Consider the following 16,383-nt stretch of genomic DNA (forward strand, 5'->3'; position numbering starts at 1 on the left):
ATAAAAATGTAACTATTGTATAATATACACGTACTTTGCTTCTTCGTCCAGTAAACAAATGAATGTTTTTTGTATACTTTTCCCAAAGTGGATTTTTTTAAGGAAAATTTTAAAAGACGCTTTATTTGCATAATAGCGTCTTAACTTTGCATGATTATTCAATTTTTTATGATTTTTCTGTAAAATACAAAATATTCGGGCAGCAGCCTGTGAAAAACAGTTCCATTGTTTACTGCAATTGCAGTTCCTGCGGTTGATACTGTACGCCTTCTACCGCAACCGGCTGCCGATACTGCCTGCGGCTGGCGGCATAGCGAATACCGGCAAACTCTGCCAAGTCCCTTTCTACTGTTACTAAGTCACTGCGATCCAGGGCTGCTAATGCTTGCTTACCGACAGCCTGGACGGCAAGCTGCATTTCCGCAGTGCAGGATCTGAGAAAATTCGCCAGATGGTTGGCGGCCAGCTCAACATTCAGTTTATCAGCCAATTGCCCGGTATACATGGCCAATTGGGTGGGCGGAGCCTGCGGCAGGGCTTTTGCCGCCTGAGCCTGCAGGGCTGCCATCAGGGCAATTGTGCCGATATATACGGCATCAGCCCCCAGCGCCAGTGCTTTGAGAAAATGTCCCGGTGTTGTCAGTCCGCCTGCAACAATCAGACTAAACCGGGACCTTAGGTTATTTTCTTCCAGCCAATCCACAGTCCGCACAAGTGTATGGAAGGTCGGCAGGCCCACATTGTCTTGCAGGGTGGGATTAGAGGCAGACGTACCGCCTTCCGAACCATCAACAACAATATAGTCGGCCTGCGTTTGGGCAATGACGGCCAATTCGTATTCGATGTAATCGGTTCCGGCAATCTTTACTCCTACCGGTACATCATATTGCGCTTTCATTTCATTTACCATGGCAATATAGTCTTGTGGCGTTTGTTTGCCCGGCATACGGGCATAGACGGTGTTTCCCTGACCTTCTTCCAAATGCCAGGCTTGCCGCAAATGCCGCCCAATTTTGTCAGCAGCCATAGACTCATCCACAGCTCCGCCCCAGGCCCCCTGGCCTAATTGAATCTCAATAGCATCCAGCCGGCTTAGTTGTTCCTGTCCGCTTAACTGACCTCCCCGGTGATACTGGCCGATCAGGTATCTGGCGGCCTCCCGCTCTTCGTCAGTAACTGCCGATTCTCCGGTATTTGTTGACGTTCCCGCCAGGGCCGCCCCTTGAGCTAAAGCCCGTTTCATCGGCAGACTCAAAGAGCCGCCATAAGACATGCCGGTAATCATAATGGGAATATCCAGCTCTAACGGCCGCTTGGCAGCAGGACCAATTACGGTCTTGGTTGCAACCTGCTTATAGTCAGGATAGGGTAATTGAAACAGCTGTTTGGGATTAAGCAGTACTTTGTCCCATGGCGACAGCACCAGCGGACTGCCTAACGGACGGGTCAGTTCCGTACCCAGTTCGGCACGCATAGCAGCCTCCATCATAGCACGCGGTGATAATTTTTCAGCCACTGTCACCATCAGAAACGGATTATCCGGATAATCCTCGGTAAACATTTTCGCCATAACCTCGTCAGCCATGGGGTCCATCAGTTTCATCATCATCCAGCTTAACAGCATGGGATCACCTCCGTTTTCTCTCAAATAGTCTGCCCATTTTCCCGTATGTAAACCGGCATTACAGTTTTCGCAGCATGAGTACATGCTAAAAAGCCCCATAACCTGATTTAACAGGCTATGGGGCTTTGCTGTAACGGGTATTAATTTTTCTGCCGTTTTTTAATCGCCAGGACAATGGGTACCGTTATCGCCGTGGCAATAATTGCCTCCGGGACACCATTAACCAGGGCAATACCGTAAATCACCTGGGCTGCCGCTTCCAGGCTAATGCCTCGTGCGGTAGCAAATTGAGCGGCATATAACACATATATCATGGTCAGCACACCAAAGGTGTTGGTGAGCGAGCCTACCACAGCCCCTACACCAATGCGCACACCCTCGCGCTCACTCCGCGTCCACTTATAGGCATAATACGCGGTAACACCGATAAGCACACGGGGCAGCACCGACACTAAAGGATTGATAAAAGCAAAGGAAAGAATATTCGGTGTGGTTATACTCTGAATAATGCTGAACAGGCCAAACAGTAAGCCAATCATAGCGCCGACCAGCGGTCCTTCTAAAATAGCACCGATAATGACCGGGATTTGCATAATGGTAGCCTTAGCCGTAGGCAGCGGGATGAAGCCGAAACCGGATAAACCCAGCATGATCGAGATAGCCGCCAGCATGCCGATAATAGCAATCTGACGTACACCAAATTTGCCTGCCGAACGCAGGGATTGCGTCTTTTCCATTTTCATTACCTCCGTTCTTATTCCTCTCCGGGATATAAGTCGTTTTTTGTTTGCGCTCACTTGCCCGCCAGTCCGGTTTCCAGGAATACCGGCTATCATGACGGAATTGTTTTGCTCCGCTTACATGTTACCACAACTGAAATAAGTTTGCATAGGTTTTTTTCTCAATAATTAAAGCCGGAATTTTTCGAGTTCTCAACCGCTTTTGCCGGTTGCACTTCAAACCCGCTAATAGAAAAGCCAAAAGTTAGCAACGATAATAACCAGCAAAGCTCCCAGCATAGGAATAGCCGTGCGTTTCACCAAATCAAAGGGCGATACCCCGCCCATGCTTGAGGAAACTACGATAACAGCAGTAATCGGCGAGATTGCGCGGGCGGCACTTGCGGCAAAATGCATCGGCAGCAGCATCACAACCGGTGCCACCGACATCTTTGCGGCAACGGTCGGCGTCAAGGCCGCAAAGGCAAAGAAAGGGGCATTACCGGAGCCCATAACAACGGAGGCAACGGCAATAATGCCTACCATAACAAGAATCATACCTGCTGCACCAAAACCGGAAGCTTGGGCTGAAGCGATAATCGAGTCAATGGTTCCAATGGTCATAAGTCCTTTGGCAAAGGTTTCACCGGCTACAATCAGGGTAATAACATTGGCCATTTGCATACCAAGACCGTCAAAAAAAGATTGTACATCGGCAAAAACTTTTTTGCCGTCCCGGTGGCGAATATATTCAAAAATCATGCCGATAGCTACGCCAATAAACATGGCTTTGATAATATCCATCTTAATCCAGCTGATCCACAAACTGCTAAACACCAGAATAAGGGCCAGCGGCAAGGCAGGCAGTATGGCGTAAATCATCGGTGGGGTATCTTCCGCTGTTTCGGTTGCCGCTAATTCTGTTGCCTGTACAACATGTCCGTCACGCTTATCAAGCCATTTTTGCACAAAATAGTGAAGTACTGCCACAACCGGTATTACAGCGATGGCAATCGGAATCTGATAATTAGTCCAGTATAGGACAGGATCAAGTCCTGCCGTGGTGGCTGACAGAATGGTACCGGTATCACTGGGGCTCCAGTCCAGACAAAGTGTGGTCGCAATAACAGCAGTGGCCGACAAGCGGCTGACACCAAGGCTGATAAGTACGGGAAAAACGGTAACCATCAGCAACATAGCCAAGCCGGAGGCACTGTTGATACATAAGCCTAAAAACATTCCAACTACCCACGCACCAGCCATAACCAGATAGGGAGAGCGAAGTGCCAGCAATGGTCTGATTGTCAACTTAACAAGCGCCTTACTGGCGCCAATATGGTCCATATAGCGGGCAAAACCGCCAACCGCCATAATATTAAGACCGAGGCCGGCCGCCCGGGAACTCATTGTCTGCTTAATAAATTCGAAAGCATCAAACAGAACAGAGCCGGTGCTGCTCTTTGCCGGCAAAATTTCGCCAAGCCCCAGCGCAACGGCTGCAAACATGAGAATTAGCCCGGCCATGAACAGCACAGGCTGTGGCTTATATTTTTTGACTATCAGAAAGCCAACCCAAAAAGTGACGAGTAAAGAAATCACAATACCCATAAAATTGCCTCCTTATATATTTTTAAAGTACTCAGAGCAGCCATGCCACGAAAAAGCCTTTCCTCCTTTCGTCAGTCAAATTCCGCACTGCGAGCAACTAAGCCGCATCAACCCCTGATTTCCTGCCAGCCAAGTACATCGGTAATCCCCAATCCCGGAGCCTCGGGAAGGATAAGCTGATTTTTCGTAAAGCTTACACCACCCACAACCGGGTCCTCAGCCAGCAGCACGGCAGCATCCAAATCGGCCCTGCTGATAATTTTTTTCCCGGCTGCCAGACTGGCAGCGGCGCTAATTCCCACCTTGCTCTCCAGCATACAGCCCATCATGCACGGAATATTAAGCGTCTCAGCCATGCCGGCAATCTTAACAGCCTTGTGCAAACCACCTGCTTTCATTAATTTAATATTAAGCAAATCACAGGCTCCCATGGTCAGCAGTTGAAAGACTTCGTAGGGCCCGAAGGCCGATTCATCGGCCATGATATCTGTTGCCACCCGGTCTGTTACATATTTAAGTCCGGTAAAATCATGGGCTTTTACCGGTTGCTCAATAAGTTCAATATCCAGCCCCAAAGCCTCGAATTTGTGAATGGCTCTCACGGCTTCTTTGGGCGCCCAGCCCTGGTTGGCATCAAGACGCAGCTTAATGTCACCGCCGACAGCTTCGCGAATGGCTTGCACCCGTTTAATATCCAGCGCAGCGTCAGTGCCAACCTTTAGCTTCAGTTCAGTGTAACCTGCCGCCACCGCCTCCAGGGCATCACGCACCATTTCCTCCGGAGCATTAACACTAATGGTCAAATCGGTGGTAATAACATTCCGGTAGCCGCCAAATAACTTATACAGCGGCATATCATGCAGTTTGCCGAATAAATCGTAAACAGCAATATCCATTGCCGCCTTAGCCGAACTATTATGCAGCATCGATGTATCAATAGCTGTCATAATCTGCTCCAGATTGTCAACCTCCATACCAATTACTCTTGGCCCGATGGTGTCACGAATGGCAGCGATAATGGAGTCCTGACTGTCGCCGGTAATGACTGCTGTCGGCGGCGCATTCCCAAACCCAATTTCCCCATTGTCAGCTATTACCTTAATAATAATGTCTTCGGCAAAATCCACTTGGCGGAGGGCCGTTTTAAAAGTCTTTTTGAGCGGAATACATACCTTGCCAATTTTGATATCTGCGATTTTCACTGTTTACATTCCTCCAAAATACTGATTATCAGGTAAAACGACAAAAATCCAGCAAAAATAAAACCTTCCTGTTTGAAGGATTATCTTGCTGGATCTTGTTTACGATTGCGCCCAGCGTGACTTTCTGCCGGCATGCGCAAATAAACAAAGCAGCCTTATTTACTACTGTCAGGCATTTGAGGCAGCCTATTCGTTGAGATCAATCATCAGACCATTCATTATCCGGAAAAATTTCTTTTGCGCATCCTTGTAAGCTACCAGAATAGCTTTTTGTGATGACCCGAAATACCTATTTTCGACATGTTGTTTAATAGCCTGAAAATCATCAGACAACCTCTTACCGGTAAACAAACTGCAAATAAACTCGGCTGTGACAGCAATTGTCGCCGAACTGCCGCAGGTAATAATCTCACCGGTTTCCCGGTCAACAACAAAACCGATAAAGAATTGTCCATATTGTTGCGTAATCGGATTATTTTGCGGCGACTTGGAATTGCCAACGATATATATGGTATTCTCGGCAAACATACTCTTGTCTCCATATGGGCTTTTATCAAGCCCCTTCTATAAGAAGATATTAAATTATCCAACTACTTATTCGCGAAAATTGCCGATTTTCCTTTCTCCCGTAAAATAGATTTTTACAGTTAGAAGCTGCCTGAGAAATGGTACTTTTTCTTTATTCCTGCAAATCTTTTCTGCTTTATTATAAAAAACAATGAATCTTTGGAGGTAAAATCTTCATCAAGTAGAAATATTTAACTACGGCATAGGATAACGAAATATTCTGGATAAAGGGGCTGTCCGTGGATGAATCCTCTTTCGACCACTAAACTCAACCGGCTGTTGGACAAGCAGTTCCTCCGGCAGCTGCTGGATCACACTCATTGGATTCCATCACCTGTCAGTATTGAAATTTATGATAGCAACGATACTCTGTTTTTTACATACGGTGAAGCAACCGCTTGCGGCCCTGTCTGCCAAAGTCCGATTGTTATTGATAATCAAACCATCGGTATAATCCGCATCCAAAGTATACAGCCGTCAAACAGCCCCGCCAGGTTCTGGGGGCTGCTGCTTTCCAGCCTGGCGCAAGCGCAATGGGAGCGCCGCTGTATTACCCAGGACAGTCTGACCCGTTACCGGGAACTGGCACTGCTTTACCAGTTAGGCGACAAACTGGATTCCTGCCTTGATCCTGCTGAGCTGGCAGAAATCGTCCTGTCGGAAGTGCACCGCTTCATCAGAGCCCAAGCCGGTTCGCTGCTGCTGGTCTGCCCTTACACCGAGAAGCTGTCAGTCGTGGCAAGCTATGACTCTGGTGGAACCGGCTGTCAGCTTACCCCGGCTGCCAGCCGGCTGGCCCACCTGGTCTTTGCTACCGGCAAACCGGAAGTGATTGACGATGCCCGGCTGGACCCCCGCCTGGCAGCCGCTTCCCGCGGCTGGGAACCGCTGTTGTGTGTCCCCCTCAAGATTGACAACCGTATTCTGGGGGTACTTAATTTGGGCTGCAAAGCCGGGGAATTCTGTTTTTCCGCTGCCGATATGAAACTGACAGAAGTCATCGCCGCCCAGGCAGCCAAGGCTTTTGAAACAGCCCGGTTGTTTAAGGAAATGGAAAACATGGCCTATGCCATCATCCTGGCGGCAGGCGCTACCATTGACGAGCGCGATGCCTGTACCGCCGGTCACTCAACCAGAGTGGCCGCCATTTCCCTGGCCATTGCCACCAAACTGAACCAAATGCGCGAAGCCTCACCAGCCATCAAAAAAGAACTGCCATTTATCAAGCTTCAGGAAATTAAATATGCCGCCTTGCTGCACGATATCGGCAAAATCGGTGTACCGGAAGCCGTACTGACCAAGCGAACGCGGCTTTCCCAGGATAGAATGCTGGCAATCAGAACCCGGTTTGATTTTATTACGGCAACTACCGGTCAAAGTCTGGACAAAGAATTCTCACTAATCACTGCATTAAATGAAGTCCACAACCTGTCGCCTGCTGATTCCCAGTCTGTCAGGAACCTTGCCTCCAGAAAATATACCGATCTGACAGGAGACCTTCAGCCCTTTTTGCTGCCTGAGGAAGAAGAAGCCCTGTGTGTGCCTCGCGGCAACTTAATTGAACAAGAATTTCGGCAAATCCAAAGCCATGCCGAAAAAAGCTATAAAATTCTGAAGCAAATACCCTTTCCGGCTCATTTACACCGCATTCCCTATATCGCCTATCAACACCATGAACGTTTGAACGGCAGCGGCTATCCTAACGGCTTACTGACAGAAGAGATACTGCTTGAAGCCAAAATAATCAGCGTAGCCGATGTCTTTGAAGCGCTCACGGCATCAGACCGCCCGTACCGTACTCCTGTAGGTACGGAAAAAGCCTTGGAAATCTTGTTTGCCGAAGCCCAGGCCGGCCATTTGGACAGGCTGGTTGTTGACACACTGGCAACTCTCGTAACAAGCAACCCGCAATGGTGGAACACCCTCATCACCCCCTTACCGGGCACCAAACCCAAAACCGGCGCCAAGCTGCCATTTGAGGAGGAGCAAGTGTGAACAACAAGAAAATACTGATCGTCGATGACGAACCCCATATCAGGGCCTTATTGGAACAGACGCTGGAATCACTGGAAGACAATGGCACAGAACTGCTTTTTGCCAAAGATGGCGAAGAAGGGCTTGCCATGGCCTTACACCATCTGCCTGAAATTATTTTCCTTGATATTATGATGCCAAAAATGAATGGTTACGACGCCTGCCGGCAGATCAAGCAGCAAACCTCCAGTTATGTCGTGCTGTTAACCGCCAAAGGACAGGAAACCGACAGGCAAAAAGGCTTGGAGGCCGGGGCCGATGAATACATTTTCAAACCCTTTGATCCTGATGCGGTCTTGTACAAAGCCATAAAACTGCTTAACAGGTGATTTTTAGCAGGGGAGGAATACGCTATGCCACACTCTATCAGGTGGCGGTTCATTACCTTCATCAGCCTGGCAGTCATTTTAGGCTGCCTCATCACGGCATTATGGACGACATATCAAATTCGCCAGGAAACTGAACTGGTGGCCGTCGAAAAAGTCAAAACCGATTCCACTTTGGCTGCCGCACTGCTGGATAGCCGCTTTCCCGGTTCCTGGCAGGTGCGAAACGGAAAACTCTACAAAGGCGACACCTTGATTAATGAAAATTTTTTCTTTGTCGATGAAGTAGAGCAGCAAACCGGGGATACTTGTTCGATTTTTCTCGGCGATACCCGGGTTGCCACCACTATCGCCCGCGACGGTAAACGGGCTGTCGGCACCAAGGTTTCACCCGAAGTGGCCCAAGTGGTCCTGGGGGATGGCCGGGAGTTTTTCGGCGAAGCCAATGTCGTCGGCATTAAATACCAGACAGTCTACCGGCCGCTGAAAAATGACTCCGGTCAAATTATCGGCATATGGTATGTTGGCGCTAATAAAGGCTTTGTGGATACCATTATGCAAGATACCCTGCGGCATGTCGGCCTGGCCTTTTTCATGGGCTGGCTGGTTATCGTGTCTGTTGTCTGGTTTCTTACCACTTCCCTGACCCAACCGCTGGCTTCACTGGGCAAAGCCGCCAATCGCCTGGCTGCCGGCGACCTGGATACAGAAATTGTTGTCCACACCAAAGACGAGATCGCCTTTCTCGCCCAGGCATTTGACCAAATGCGCAAAAAACTCCGCATCAACAACCAGAACCTGGAAACCCTGGTCAATGAACGCACCCTTGAGCTGCAGCAGGCTTATGCCGAACTGAAGCAGCTGGACGAATTAAAATCCAGCTTTCTTTCCACCGTCTCCCATGAGCTTAGAACCCCGCTGACCTCGGTACTCGGTTTTGCAAAAATCATTCAGAAAAAGCTGAATGAAGTAATATTTCCCCAGGTACCGGCCGATGACCGCCGCACTGCCAAAACCATGCAGCAGATATCAAGCAATATCGATATTATTGTGACCGAGGGCGAACGGTTAACCAACCTGATCAATGATGTGCTCGATCTGGCCAAAATGGAATCCGGCAAAGTGGAATGGAAAACCGAAGCCCTGTCGCTGCCAGACCTCATGGAACGGGCGATTAAGACCTCCGAATCCCTGTGGTCATCAAAGCCGAACCTCACCGTTACCGTCGATATCCCCGGCAAGCTGCCGCCGGTTATGGGTGATCACGACAGATTGCTCCAGGTAATGCTCAACCTCATTTCCAATGCCGTTAAATTTACCGAAGCCGGCTCCATTGTCTGCCGTGCCAAACATACGGAAAACCAGGTCACCGTCAGTGTTACCGATACAGGCAGCGGCATAGCTCCCGAAGCCCAGGCAATTATATTTGAAAAGTTTAAGCAAATCGGTGATACCCTTACCGAAAAACCCAAGGGGACAGGCCTGGGACTGCCTATTTGCAAACAGATTATCGAACACCATGGCGGAAAAATCTGGATCAAAAGCAAGCCCGGAGTCGGCAGCAGCTTTTTCTTTACCCTGCCTGTCTCTGTCCAGGCAGCACCGGCAACCGCCGGCCCCGGCGAGGAACCCCCGCCCGAGCAGGCAAACGGCCCGGCACCGGCCGCAAAACCTACTCCGGAAAAAACCAAAACCATTCTTATTGTCGACGACGATTCCAGCATACGGGTCCTCTTGGCTCAGGAACTGGAAGGAGCCGGCTATCAGGTAATCGAAGCCGCCGACGGTCTCCACGCGCTGGATACCGTCTATAGCGCCATTAAATATAAAGGCCTGATCCCGGATCTGATTGTCCTTGATGTGATGATGCCCAATATGAGTGGTTTCGACGTGGCCGCCGCCTTCAAAACCAATCCCGATACCATGCATATCCCCATTGTTATTCTCTCAGCCATGGAAGACCAGCGGCGCAGTTCACTGATCGGCGTTGACCGCTATCTCACCAAACCGGTAAATATGGATCTGCTCTTACAGGAAATCACGGACCTGATTGCCCTCGGCAATTCATACAAAAACATTGTGGTGGTTAATGATGATCAAGCCACCCTCAAACACCTGACTGCCGCCTTTACCGCAAACGGCTTTGCTGTCTGCAGCACAGCTGACAGCCGCGAATCCATCCTCAAAGCCATGGAGGAAAAACCGGGGGTAATTATTATCGGCAGCCTGCTGGCCGAACAATGCGGTATTTTTCAGGCCCTGCGCCAGGAAAAAGGCTTCGAAAACGTCCATTTCTTCCTGCTGGCCAAGCTTACGGCCAAAGAAAACTCCGGGTAACAGAAAAATGCCCCGTCTGCCATCCACACATGGCAAACAGGGCATTTTTATTTGATTCTGGCCTTGGGTTCCGGAATCAACAGGAGAATCAGGCCGGCAAACCGGTTGAAAAAGGGCAGCACCAGCAGCGAAGACAACACGTTAAATATCGTATGAATGGCCGCAACCTGGCTGCTGAAATCTGTGGCACACCAGCCGGCAACGGCAATTAACAGCCCTGTCGCCGGAAAGAAAACCGCGGCTCCCGCCACATTGAGCAGAATATGCGACAAGGCAACCTGCCTGGCCGCCGTAGGCGCGGCAGCGCTGAAAACGATGGAAGATATACAGGAACCAATGTTATTGCCATATACCACATAGGCGGCGGTCGTGATATCAACAAGCCCCCTGTCGGTCATCAGCATCAGGAGAGCCGTAGCAGCACTGCTGGATTGGAATACCGTCGTCGCCAGCACCCCGCCCCAGATGCCGTACAACGGCTGTTCCCGGGCCAGGACCAGATACTGGCTCATGGCCTGAAGCTGTGTCATGGCAGAAATGCCGGTAACCAGCAAATCGACCCCGGCCAGCATGCCAAACAGTCCGGCACACGCCAGGCTCACATATCTTAGCTTGCGGAACACACACAGCAGAACGGAAAGCAGCAGCAGCGGCAGCAGATACTCCAGCGGTACAGCCATATTCACCAGTTGTACGGTAGAGCAGGTGCCGATATTGGCTCCAAGCACAATCCCCAGCGCCTGCCGGAAAGTCATATAATCGGCACCAACAAGTCCGATGGTGATCAGACAGACGGTGGTGCTGCTTTGCAGCAGGGCGGCAGCAACGGCTCCCAGCACCAGACCGCGCCAGGGGGTGTTTGTCAGCCTGGCTAATGCCGCCTGTAATTGATGCCACAAGGCTTTCTTCAAACCATAGCGCATGACGAAAATACCGCCAAGCAGCATACCGATTCCCAGTAAGACATGGCTCATATTTTACCCTCCAACATACAGTTGCCCTTAACACCATATGTCGGCAGCCGGTGCTATATGAAATCCAATTCAGATTTTCTATTAGATTTGACACCAACAGGCAAATACCTATGCGCGCGCAAAAAAGAGATTAACCCCGTTCCACTGACACCTCTTAGCCAACAAAGTCTTGCCGGCAAAAAATAAAATCGCCGGCCGGACAATTCTTTTTTAACTTATTCCTGCATAGCAATATTATGGTAAAATTAGTTATAACCGCAGATAGGGTAATGAGCGCCAACGGAGATATGGTCTATAATATAAGCCTCCGCTTATACCCGTAAGTCGCGAAACGAGGAGTGTTACCATGCTCATTTATGCGCACCGTGGTGCCCGGGGTTATGCCCCGGAAAACACCATGGCGGCTTTTCGTCAGGCGCTTGCCTGTAAGGCTGATGGGATTGAGCTTGACGTTCAGTTAACCAAAGACCGTCAGCTTGTAATTTGTCATGACCACTCTATTGACCGTACCAGTAATGGCTCCGGCTGGATTAAAAATTTCACGTTAGCCGAACTCAAAGCACTGGACTTCGGATCCTGGTTTGCTCCGGCCTTTGCCGGTGAGTCCATTCCCACTTTGGAGGAATTTTGCCGGTGGTATGTAACTACACCGCTTCTGTTAAATATTGAAATCAAAAATGGCCCTGTTGTTTATAAAGGAATTGAAGAGCAAATTATCTATCTGCTGAAGCGTATTTGCCCTAAAGATTTTGATATGTATAACCGCGTTATAATCTCCTCTTTCTATCATCTGTCATTAGTTAAGATTAAACAAATCGACAACCGGTTTAAAACTGGGGTTCTATTTGCCGACCATCCTGTTAATGTCCTCAGCCTGATTAAACAAACAAACGCCGACTACCTCCATCCACACTGGCATTACCTCAGCCGGAACTGGATTGAGGCAGCCCATGAAGCAGGCATCGGCGTTAACAGTTATACGATAAATACACGGGAAGAATTTGATTTTAGCTGTGCGCAGAATATCGACGGCCTGTTTAGTGATTATCCCGACCGGTTTACCGGTTCACGGATACCGTGACCAGACATGGCAAGCGCCGGCAGTTTCTGGGGCTAATTTTTTTTCAGAACAGCCGCAATATATACGTTGCTCAATTCATATGTGGATAAATAGTAGAAGAGAGCGTCAATGCGGCAATGGAAAACATGCTTTTGGCCGCAACGGCTTTGGGCTTAGGGGGATGCTGGATGACCGGCCCCTTGGATAATGAGAAATATCTGCGCGGTGAATAAGGGACAGGCATCGTGTTTGGCAAAACACGATGCCTGTCCCTGTTTGTTTTTCCTGGCCATTGCGCCGGGTTTATTTTTTTTTGCATCAATCCCCTTTGATACTACTTGCCAGACCACTACTTTGGGGTGGCAGAAGCCTGCCGGACAAGCCAAGCAGGGCCTGGTTAAAGTGCCAGAAGCTCAGGAGCGGCAGCTGGCCGGGCGCAGTGTACTGGGCGAAAAGCCTGTACGTTTTTTGAATAGCTTACTGAAATAATAAGGGTCGGAGTAACCTACGCAAGCGGAAATATCCGTAATGGAGCAGGCTGTGGTATACAACATCTCGCGGGCGCGCCGCACCCGGTGCTCAATCAGATATTCAAGCGGCGCCATACCGGTATGCTTTTGAAACAAATAGGCAAACTGTTTGCTGTTTAAACCATACTTTCTGGCCAATTTAGCCACAGTGAGCGGTTCCATGTAATGATGCTTAATATATTCTACGGCCTGCTCCACCAGTTCCCGGCCCGGTTCGCTATGGCGGCTGCCGGCGCAGGTCAGGCTTTCATCCAGAATGCTCAGAAACAGCGAGTGGGCCTGCAACGCCGACAGATTGCCGGGCGTTATGCAAACATCATACAAGCGCTGCAGCAAATCATGAATGCGCGGACTGTAGCCTGTATCAATCTGATAATGGGAAAATGCCTGGGGAAACTCGTTTTTGGCACTGCTGTCCACCTGATAATGGATGACCATATAATTCCATTCAGCACTCCCCACAACTTCTTTGTCCATTGATATATTCGGACCGCCGTGAAAAATTTTCCCCGGTTCCATCGTATAGGGCACACCGTCAAAAAACATTCTCGCCCGCCCCCTCAGGGGAAAAATCAAACCCGAGACCGGCGGCGTAAACATGCCAAAACATCTTCCCCCCGGCGGCACAATCGCTCTGACCGCATCAACAATTTGGAATCTATTGCGGGTAAAGTTTCCCGCCAGCTGATTAATATCCACATGCATTTTTTTCCCTCCCTGCTCACCTGTGGCCCTCTTTGCTATACATATTTATTGGCAGGCAGTAACACCTGCAGCGTTATTATAGAGGTAATGGCCTGATAATAAATGATAATCAATATCATCTACTATAACTATAGTAATTTTAGCAGTGGATGTCAAACTTTTTGGAAGCTGGAATAAGACTGTTTTGGCAATATCTCCATTTACTTAACTTTTTACCTGAAATTTCGCCATTTATTTAGGCCCTTTACTTGGAATCTCTCCATTTACGCCACCTTTTTAATTTGCTATTCTATAAGTACTAGGTATTTGATATTGATACTCACTCTCATTATTGTACAGGCATTAATCGGAAACTAGCACCTGATTCTCTTTTTCCACCCGCAAAGGAGTTGACAGTATGAAAAAAAAATTGTCCCCAGCCAGAAAACGCTTGTTGTACGCCCTGGTCGGCAGCAGCCTGTTCTGGCACACGCCGGCATTTATCTATGCCGAAGATACGCCGGAAATCGTTCCCACAGCCGGCCAGACCGATACCCAAACGGCGGCTAAACCAACTGCCAAGCAGCATGAATTTACGCTGGAGGGAATTGAAGTAACCGCCAGCCGTCAAACACTTTCACCGGCCTACGCCGGCGGACAGGTAGCCCGCGGCGCCAGTCTCGGCGTACTGGGCAACAGGGACTTTATGGACACGCCCTTTAGCGTCACCAGCTACACCGCCCGGATCATCGAAGACCAGCAGGCCAATACACTGTACGATGTGCTGATCAACGATCCGTCCGTCCGCTTCACCACCCCCACCGGCCAGGCTGCTGAATATTATAAAATCCGCGGCCTGGACGTAGCTATGGAACACCTTTATTTTAACGGTATGCCAGGATTGGCGCCATATTATCGTGTTCCCGTTGAATTCCTCGAACGGGTTGAAGTGCTCAAAGGACCCGGTTCCCTGCTCTACGGCGGCGTGAATGCCTCGGTGGGCGGCGCAATCAACCTTGTTCCCAAACGCGCCGGCGCCGAGGATGTCACCAGTTTTACGACAAATTATACTTCTTCGTCCCACTGGGGCGGACATCTCGATCTTGGCCGGCGCTTCGGCAAAAATAAGGAATGGGGCATCCGCATCAGCGGCATGTACGCTGACGGCAACACCGAAACAGACGGACAGTCGAGAGAACGGCTGCTGGGCGCACTGGGTTTGGATTACCGCCATGACCGCTGGCGCCTGTCCCTGGATGCTTACGGCTCCCAGGACTATTATGAAAACGGCCTCATCTCCATGTATCAGCTGCAGAGCAATAATATCAAAGCACCTCACGGTTCGACCAATCTGCTAAAAGGCACTACCGGCGCTATCCGGAATAATGGGATTTTGTTTAAAGGCGAATACGACCTGCAGGAAAACCTAACCTCCTACTTCAGCTTTGGCAAGGCCGCCTCCAGAGCTACCGGCTTCGTCAACGGCAATCATATTTTGCTTGTCCAAGCCGATGGAACCGCCTATCCCCGCAATCTATTCAAACAATACTTTTGGAACGACGCCACTTCTTCCGAACTGGGATTGCGCGGCAATTACCAGACCGGCTCGGTCAAGCATCAGTTGGTTTTGAGCTCCAGCTTTCTTAATAATGAGTATTCGAGTACATTCAACCGTTATGTTACTACCCCTTACATGAGTGGTTACCCTATCAGTATTTATGATGACTCCTTCTCCTTCGCCGATTTATTTGACAAGGTGGCCTGGACAGGCAAAGGCGGCAAGACAGCTACCTCGGACCTGACCAGTTATCTGCTGGCCGATACCCTTTCCTTCCGGGAGGACAAGGTCCAGCTCACCTTAGGCGTGCGCCGGCAAAGCGTCAAAACGAAGAATTTCAATGCAGTCACCGGCGCCCGGACCGCCGAGCATGACGCCGATAAAACGCTGCCGCTGGTCGGCTTTGTCGTCAAACCCTGGGGCAACTCGGTTGCACTCTATGGCAACTACATGGAAGCCCTTTCCCCCGGTGCGGAGGTCGGCGCCACCTTAGGCTATACGAACTCCGGCCAGCTAATGGCACCGTATATCAGCAAACAAAAAGAAATCGGCGTCAAATGGGACAAAGGCAAATTCGCCAATACGCTGTCTGTGTTTCAAATCAACCGGCCCAACACAATGATTGTTACCAACAGCCTCAATCAAAAAACCCAGACCTATGACGGCGAACAGGAAAGCCGGGGCGTGGAATGGAACACCTTTGGCGAAATCGCTGAAAATGTACGCCTGTTGGGCGGTATCAGCTATCTGCAGGGTGAAATAACTAACGCCACTGATGCCGCAACGAAAGGCAACACCCCCTTTGGCATACCCAAATGGACGATGAACGCCGGTGTCGAGTGGGACACGCCCTGGAATAAGGATCTGACGCTGTCGCTGCGGGCCGTGTACACCGACTCCCAGTATATTAACAATGCCAATACCATCAAACTGCCGAGCTGGGTACGGTATGACATCGGTGCGCGCTATAAAACCGAAATCAATAACCTCCCGGTCACCTACCGGCTCAGTGTGGAAAACCTGTTTGACAAAAAATACTGGGCAGGCGCTTTCAGCATGGAGGGTTTTGCCACATTAGGCGGCCCCCGCACCGTTAAGCTGTCGGCAACCATGCAGTTCTAAACGAGCAAGGCAGCAGATTCGGGAATCGATCCAGGGCG

At 49.8% G+C, this 16,383-nt stretch carries 13 protein-coding genes; 6 read left to right on the forward strand and 7 right to left on the reverse strand.

Features of this window, described 5'->3' with window-relative positions; genetic code table 11:
- Positions 1 to 229: 229 nt before the first annotated feature.
- The 5 genes from GT1_RS10590 to GT1_RS10610 all read right to left on the reverse strand — a co-directional run bounded on the left by GT1_RS10590 (position 230) and on the right by GT1_RS10610 (position 5,681).
- On the reverse strand, positions 230 to 1,648 hold the full coding sequence (locus GT1_RS10590; RefSeq protein ID WP_223226171.1) for an FMN-binding glutamate synthase family protein: 1,419 nt from the start codon (positions 1,646 to 1,648) through the stop codon (positions 230 to 232).
- Between the two features lie 116 nt (positions 1,649 to 1,764).
- A complete protein-coding gene (locus GT1_RS10595; RefSeq protein ID WP_075757749.1) occupies positions 1,765 to 2,361 on the reverse strand; it encodes an ECF transporter S component in 597 nt (198 codons plus the stop codon).
- A 228-nt stretch (positions 2,362 to 2,589) separates the two neighbouring features.
- A complete protein-coding gene (dcuC, locus tag GT1_RS10600; protein WP_188398676.1) occupies positions 2,590 to 3,951 on the reverse strand; it encodes a C4-dicarboxylate transporter DcuC in 1,362 nt (453 codons plus the stop codon).
- A gap of 107 nt (positions 3,952 to 4,058) precedes the next feature.
- A complete protein-coding gene (locus tag GT1_RS10605; protein ID WP_188398677.1) occupies positions 4,059 to 5,153 on the reverse strand; it encodes a mandelate racemase/muconate lactonizing enzyme family protein in 1,095 nt (364 codons plus the stop codon).
- A gap of 186 nt (positions 5,154 to 5,339) precedes the next feature.
- Positions 5,340 to 5,681, reverse strand: a complete 342-nt coding sequence (locus GT1_RS10610; protein WP_188398678.1) for a DUF3870 domain-containing protein — start codon at positions 5,679 to 5,681, stop codon at positions 5,340 to 5,342.
- 282 nt (positions 5,682 to 5,963) lie between these two features.
- Between GT1_RS10610 and GT1_RS10615 the strand changes: the two genes are divergently transcribed.
- From GT1_RS10615 to GT1_RS10625, 3 genes are read left to right on the forward strand one after another with little or no spacing between them, the layout of a single operon-like run.
- Complete coding sequence (locus tag GT1_RS10615; RefSeq protein ID WP_188398679.1) at positions 5,964 to 7,715, forward strand: HD domain-containing phosphohydrolase; 1,752 nt, start codon at positions 5,964 to 5,966, stop codon at positions 7,713 to 7,715.
- The gene (locus GT1_RS10620; protein WP_188398680.1) at positions 7,712 to 8,083 is read left to right on the forward strand and encodes a response regulator transcription factor; all 372 of its coding nucleotides are present in this window, start codon (positions 7,712 to 7,714) and stop codon (positions 8,081 to 8,083) included. The genes GT1_RS10615 and GT1_RS10620 overlap by 4 nt, the downstream gene beginning before the upstream one ends.
- Before the next feature lie 24 nt (positions 8,084 to 8,107).
- Positions 8,108 to 10,417 (forward strand): cache domain-containing protein, encoded by a 2,310-nt coding sequence (locus GT1_RS10625; RefSeq protein WP_188398681.1) that lies wholly within the window; start codon positions 8,108 to 8,110, stop codon positions 10,415 to 10,417.
- A 47-nt stretch (positions 10,418 to 10,464) separates the two neighbouring features.
- Here GT1_RS10625 and GT1_RS10630 read toward each other — a convergent pair whose 3' ends face one another.
- On the reverse strand, positions 10,465 to 11,391 hold the full coding sequence (locus tag GT1_RS10630; protein ID WP_188398682.1) for a Na/Pi cotransporter family protein: 927 nt from the start codon (positions 11,389 to 11,391) through the stop codon (positions 10,465 to 10,467).
- Between the two features lie 346 nt (positions 11,392 to 11,737).
- On the opposite strand from GT1_RS10630, the gene GT1_RS10635 reads away from it, so the two are divergent.
- Entirely contained in the window at positions 11,738 to 12,472 is a 735-nt protein-coding gene (locus GT1_RS10635) for a glycerophosphodiester phosphodiesterase (RefSeq protein WP_188398683.1), read from the forward strand.
- A 125-nt stretch (positions 12,473 to 12,597) separates the two neighbouring features.
- Positions 12,598 to 12,684, forward strand: coding sequence for a nitroreductase family protein (locus tag GT1_RS10640; RefSeq protein ID WP_255430432.1), 87 nt, complete (start codon positions 12,598 to 12,600; stop codon positions 12,682 to 12,684).
- 180 nt (positions 12,685 to 12,864) lie between these two features.
- Here the strand turns inward: GT1_RS10640 and GT1_RS10645 are convergent, their stop codons facing one another.
- Positions 12,865 to 13,686 carry an AraC family transcriptional regulator gene (locus tag GT1_RS10645; RefSeq protein ID WP_188398684.1) on the reverse strand — a complete coding sequence of 274 codons (822 nt, stop codon included), beginning with the start codon at positions 13,684 to 13,686 and terminating at the stop codon, positions 12,865 to 12,867.
- 397 nt (positions 13,687 to 14,083) lie between these two features.
- Here GT1_RS10645 and GT1_RS10650 point away from each other — a divergent pair, with 397 nt between their 5' ends.
- Positions 14,084 to 16,345: a TonB-dependent siderophore receptor gene (locus tag GT1_RS10650; RefSeq protein WP_188398685.1), complete on the forward strand. Its 2,262-nt coding sequence runs from the start codon at positions 14,084 to 14,086 to the stop codon at positions 16,343 to 16,345.
- Positions 16,346 to 16,383 lie beyond the last annotated feature (38 nt).

Origin of the sequence: Sporomusa sp. GT1, from assembly GCF_014634905.1 — a bacterium.
Classification (GTDB): domain Bacteria; phylum Bacillota; class Negativicutes; order Sporomusales; family Sporomusaceae; genus Sporomusa; species Sporomusa sphaeroides.

Excerpts from the sequence above, each read along its gene's own strand:
- GT1_RS10635 (WP_188398683.1), top strand. The coding sequence starts at position 11,738 with ATGCTCATTTATGCGCACCGTGGTGCCCGGGGTTATGCCCCGGAAAAC.
- GT1_RS10625 (WP_188398681.1), top strand. The coding sequence starts at position 8,108 with ATGCCACACTCTATCAGGTGGCGGTTCATTACCTTCATCAGCCTGGCA.
- GT1_RS10595 (WP_075757749.1), bottom strand. The coding sequence starts at position 2,361 with ATGGAAAAGACGCAATCCCTGCGTTCGGCAGGCAAATTTGGTGTACGT.
- GT1_RS10630 (WP_188398682.1), bottom strand. The coding sequence starts at position 11,391 with ATGAGCCATGTCTTACTGGGAATCGGTATGCTGCTTGGCGGTATTTTC.
- dcuC (WP_188398676.1), bottom strand. The coding sequence starts at position 3,951 with ATGGGTATTGTGATTTCTTTACTCGTCACTTTTTGGGTTGGCTTTCTG.
- GT1_RS10615 (WP_188398679.1), top strand. The coding sequence starts at position 5,964 with ATGAATCCTCTTTCGACCACTAAACTCAACCGGCTGTTGGACAAGCAG.
- GT1_RS10640 (WP_255430432.1), top strand. The coding sequence starts at position 12,598 with ATGCTTTTGGCCGCAACGGCTTTGGGCTTAGGGGGATGCTGGATGACC.
- GT1_RS10610 (WP_188398678.1), bottom strand. The coding sequence starts at position 5,681 with ATGTTTGCCGAGAATACCATATATATCGTTGGCAATTCCAAGTCGCCG.
- GT1_RS10650 (WP_188398685.1), top strand. The coding sequence starts at position 14,084 with ATGAAAAAAAAATTGTCCCCAGCCAGAAAACGCTTGTTGTACGCCCTG.
- GT1_RS10645 (WP_188398684.1), bottom strand. The coding sequence starts at position 13,686 with ATGCATGTGGATATTAATCAGCTGGCGGGAAACTTTACCCGCAATAGA.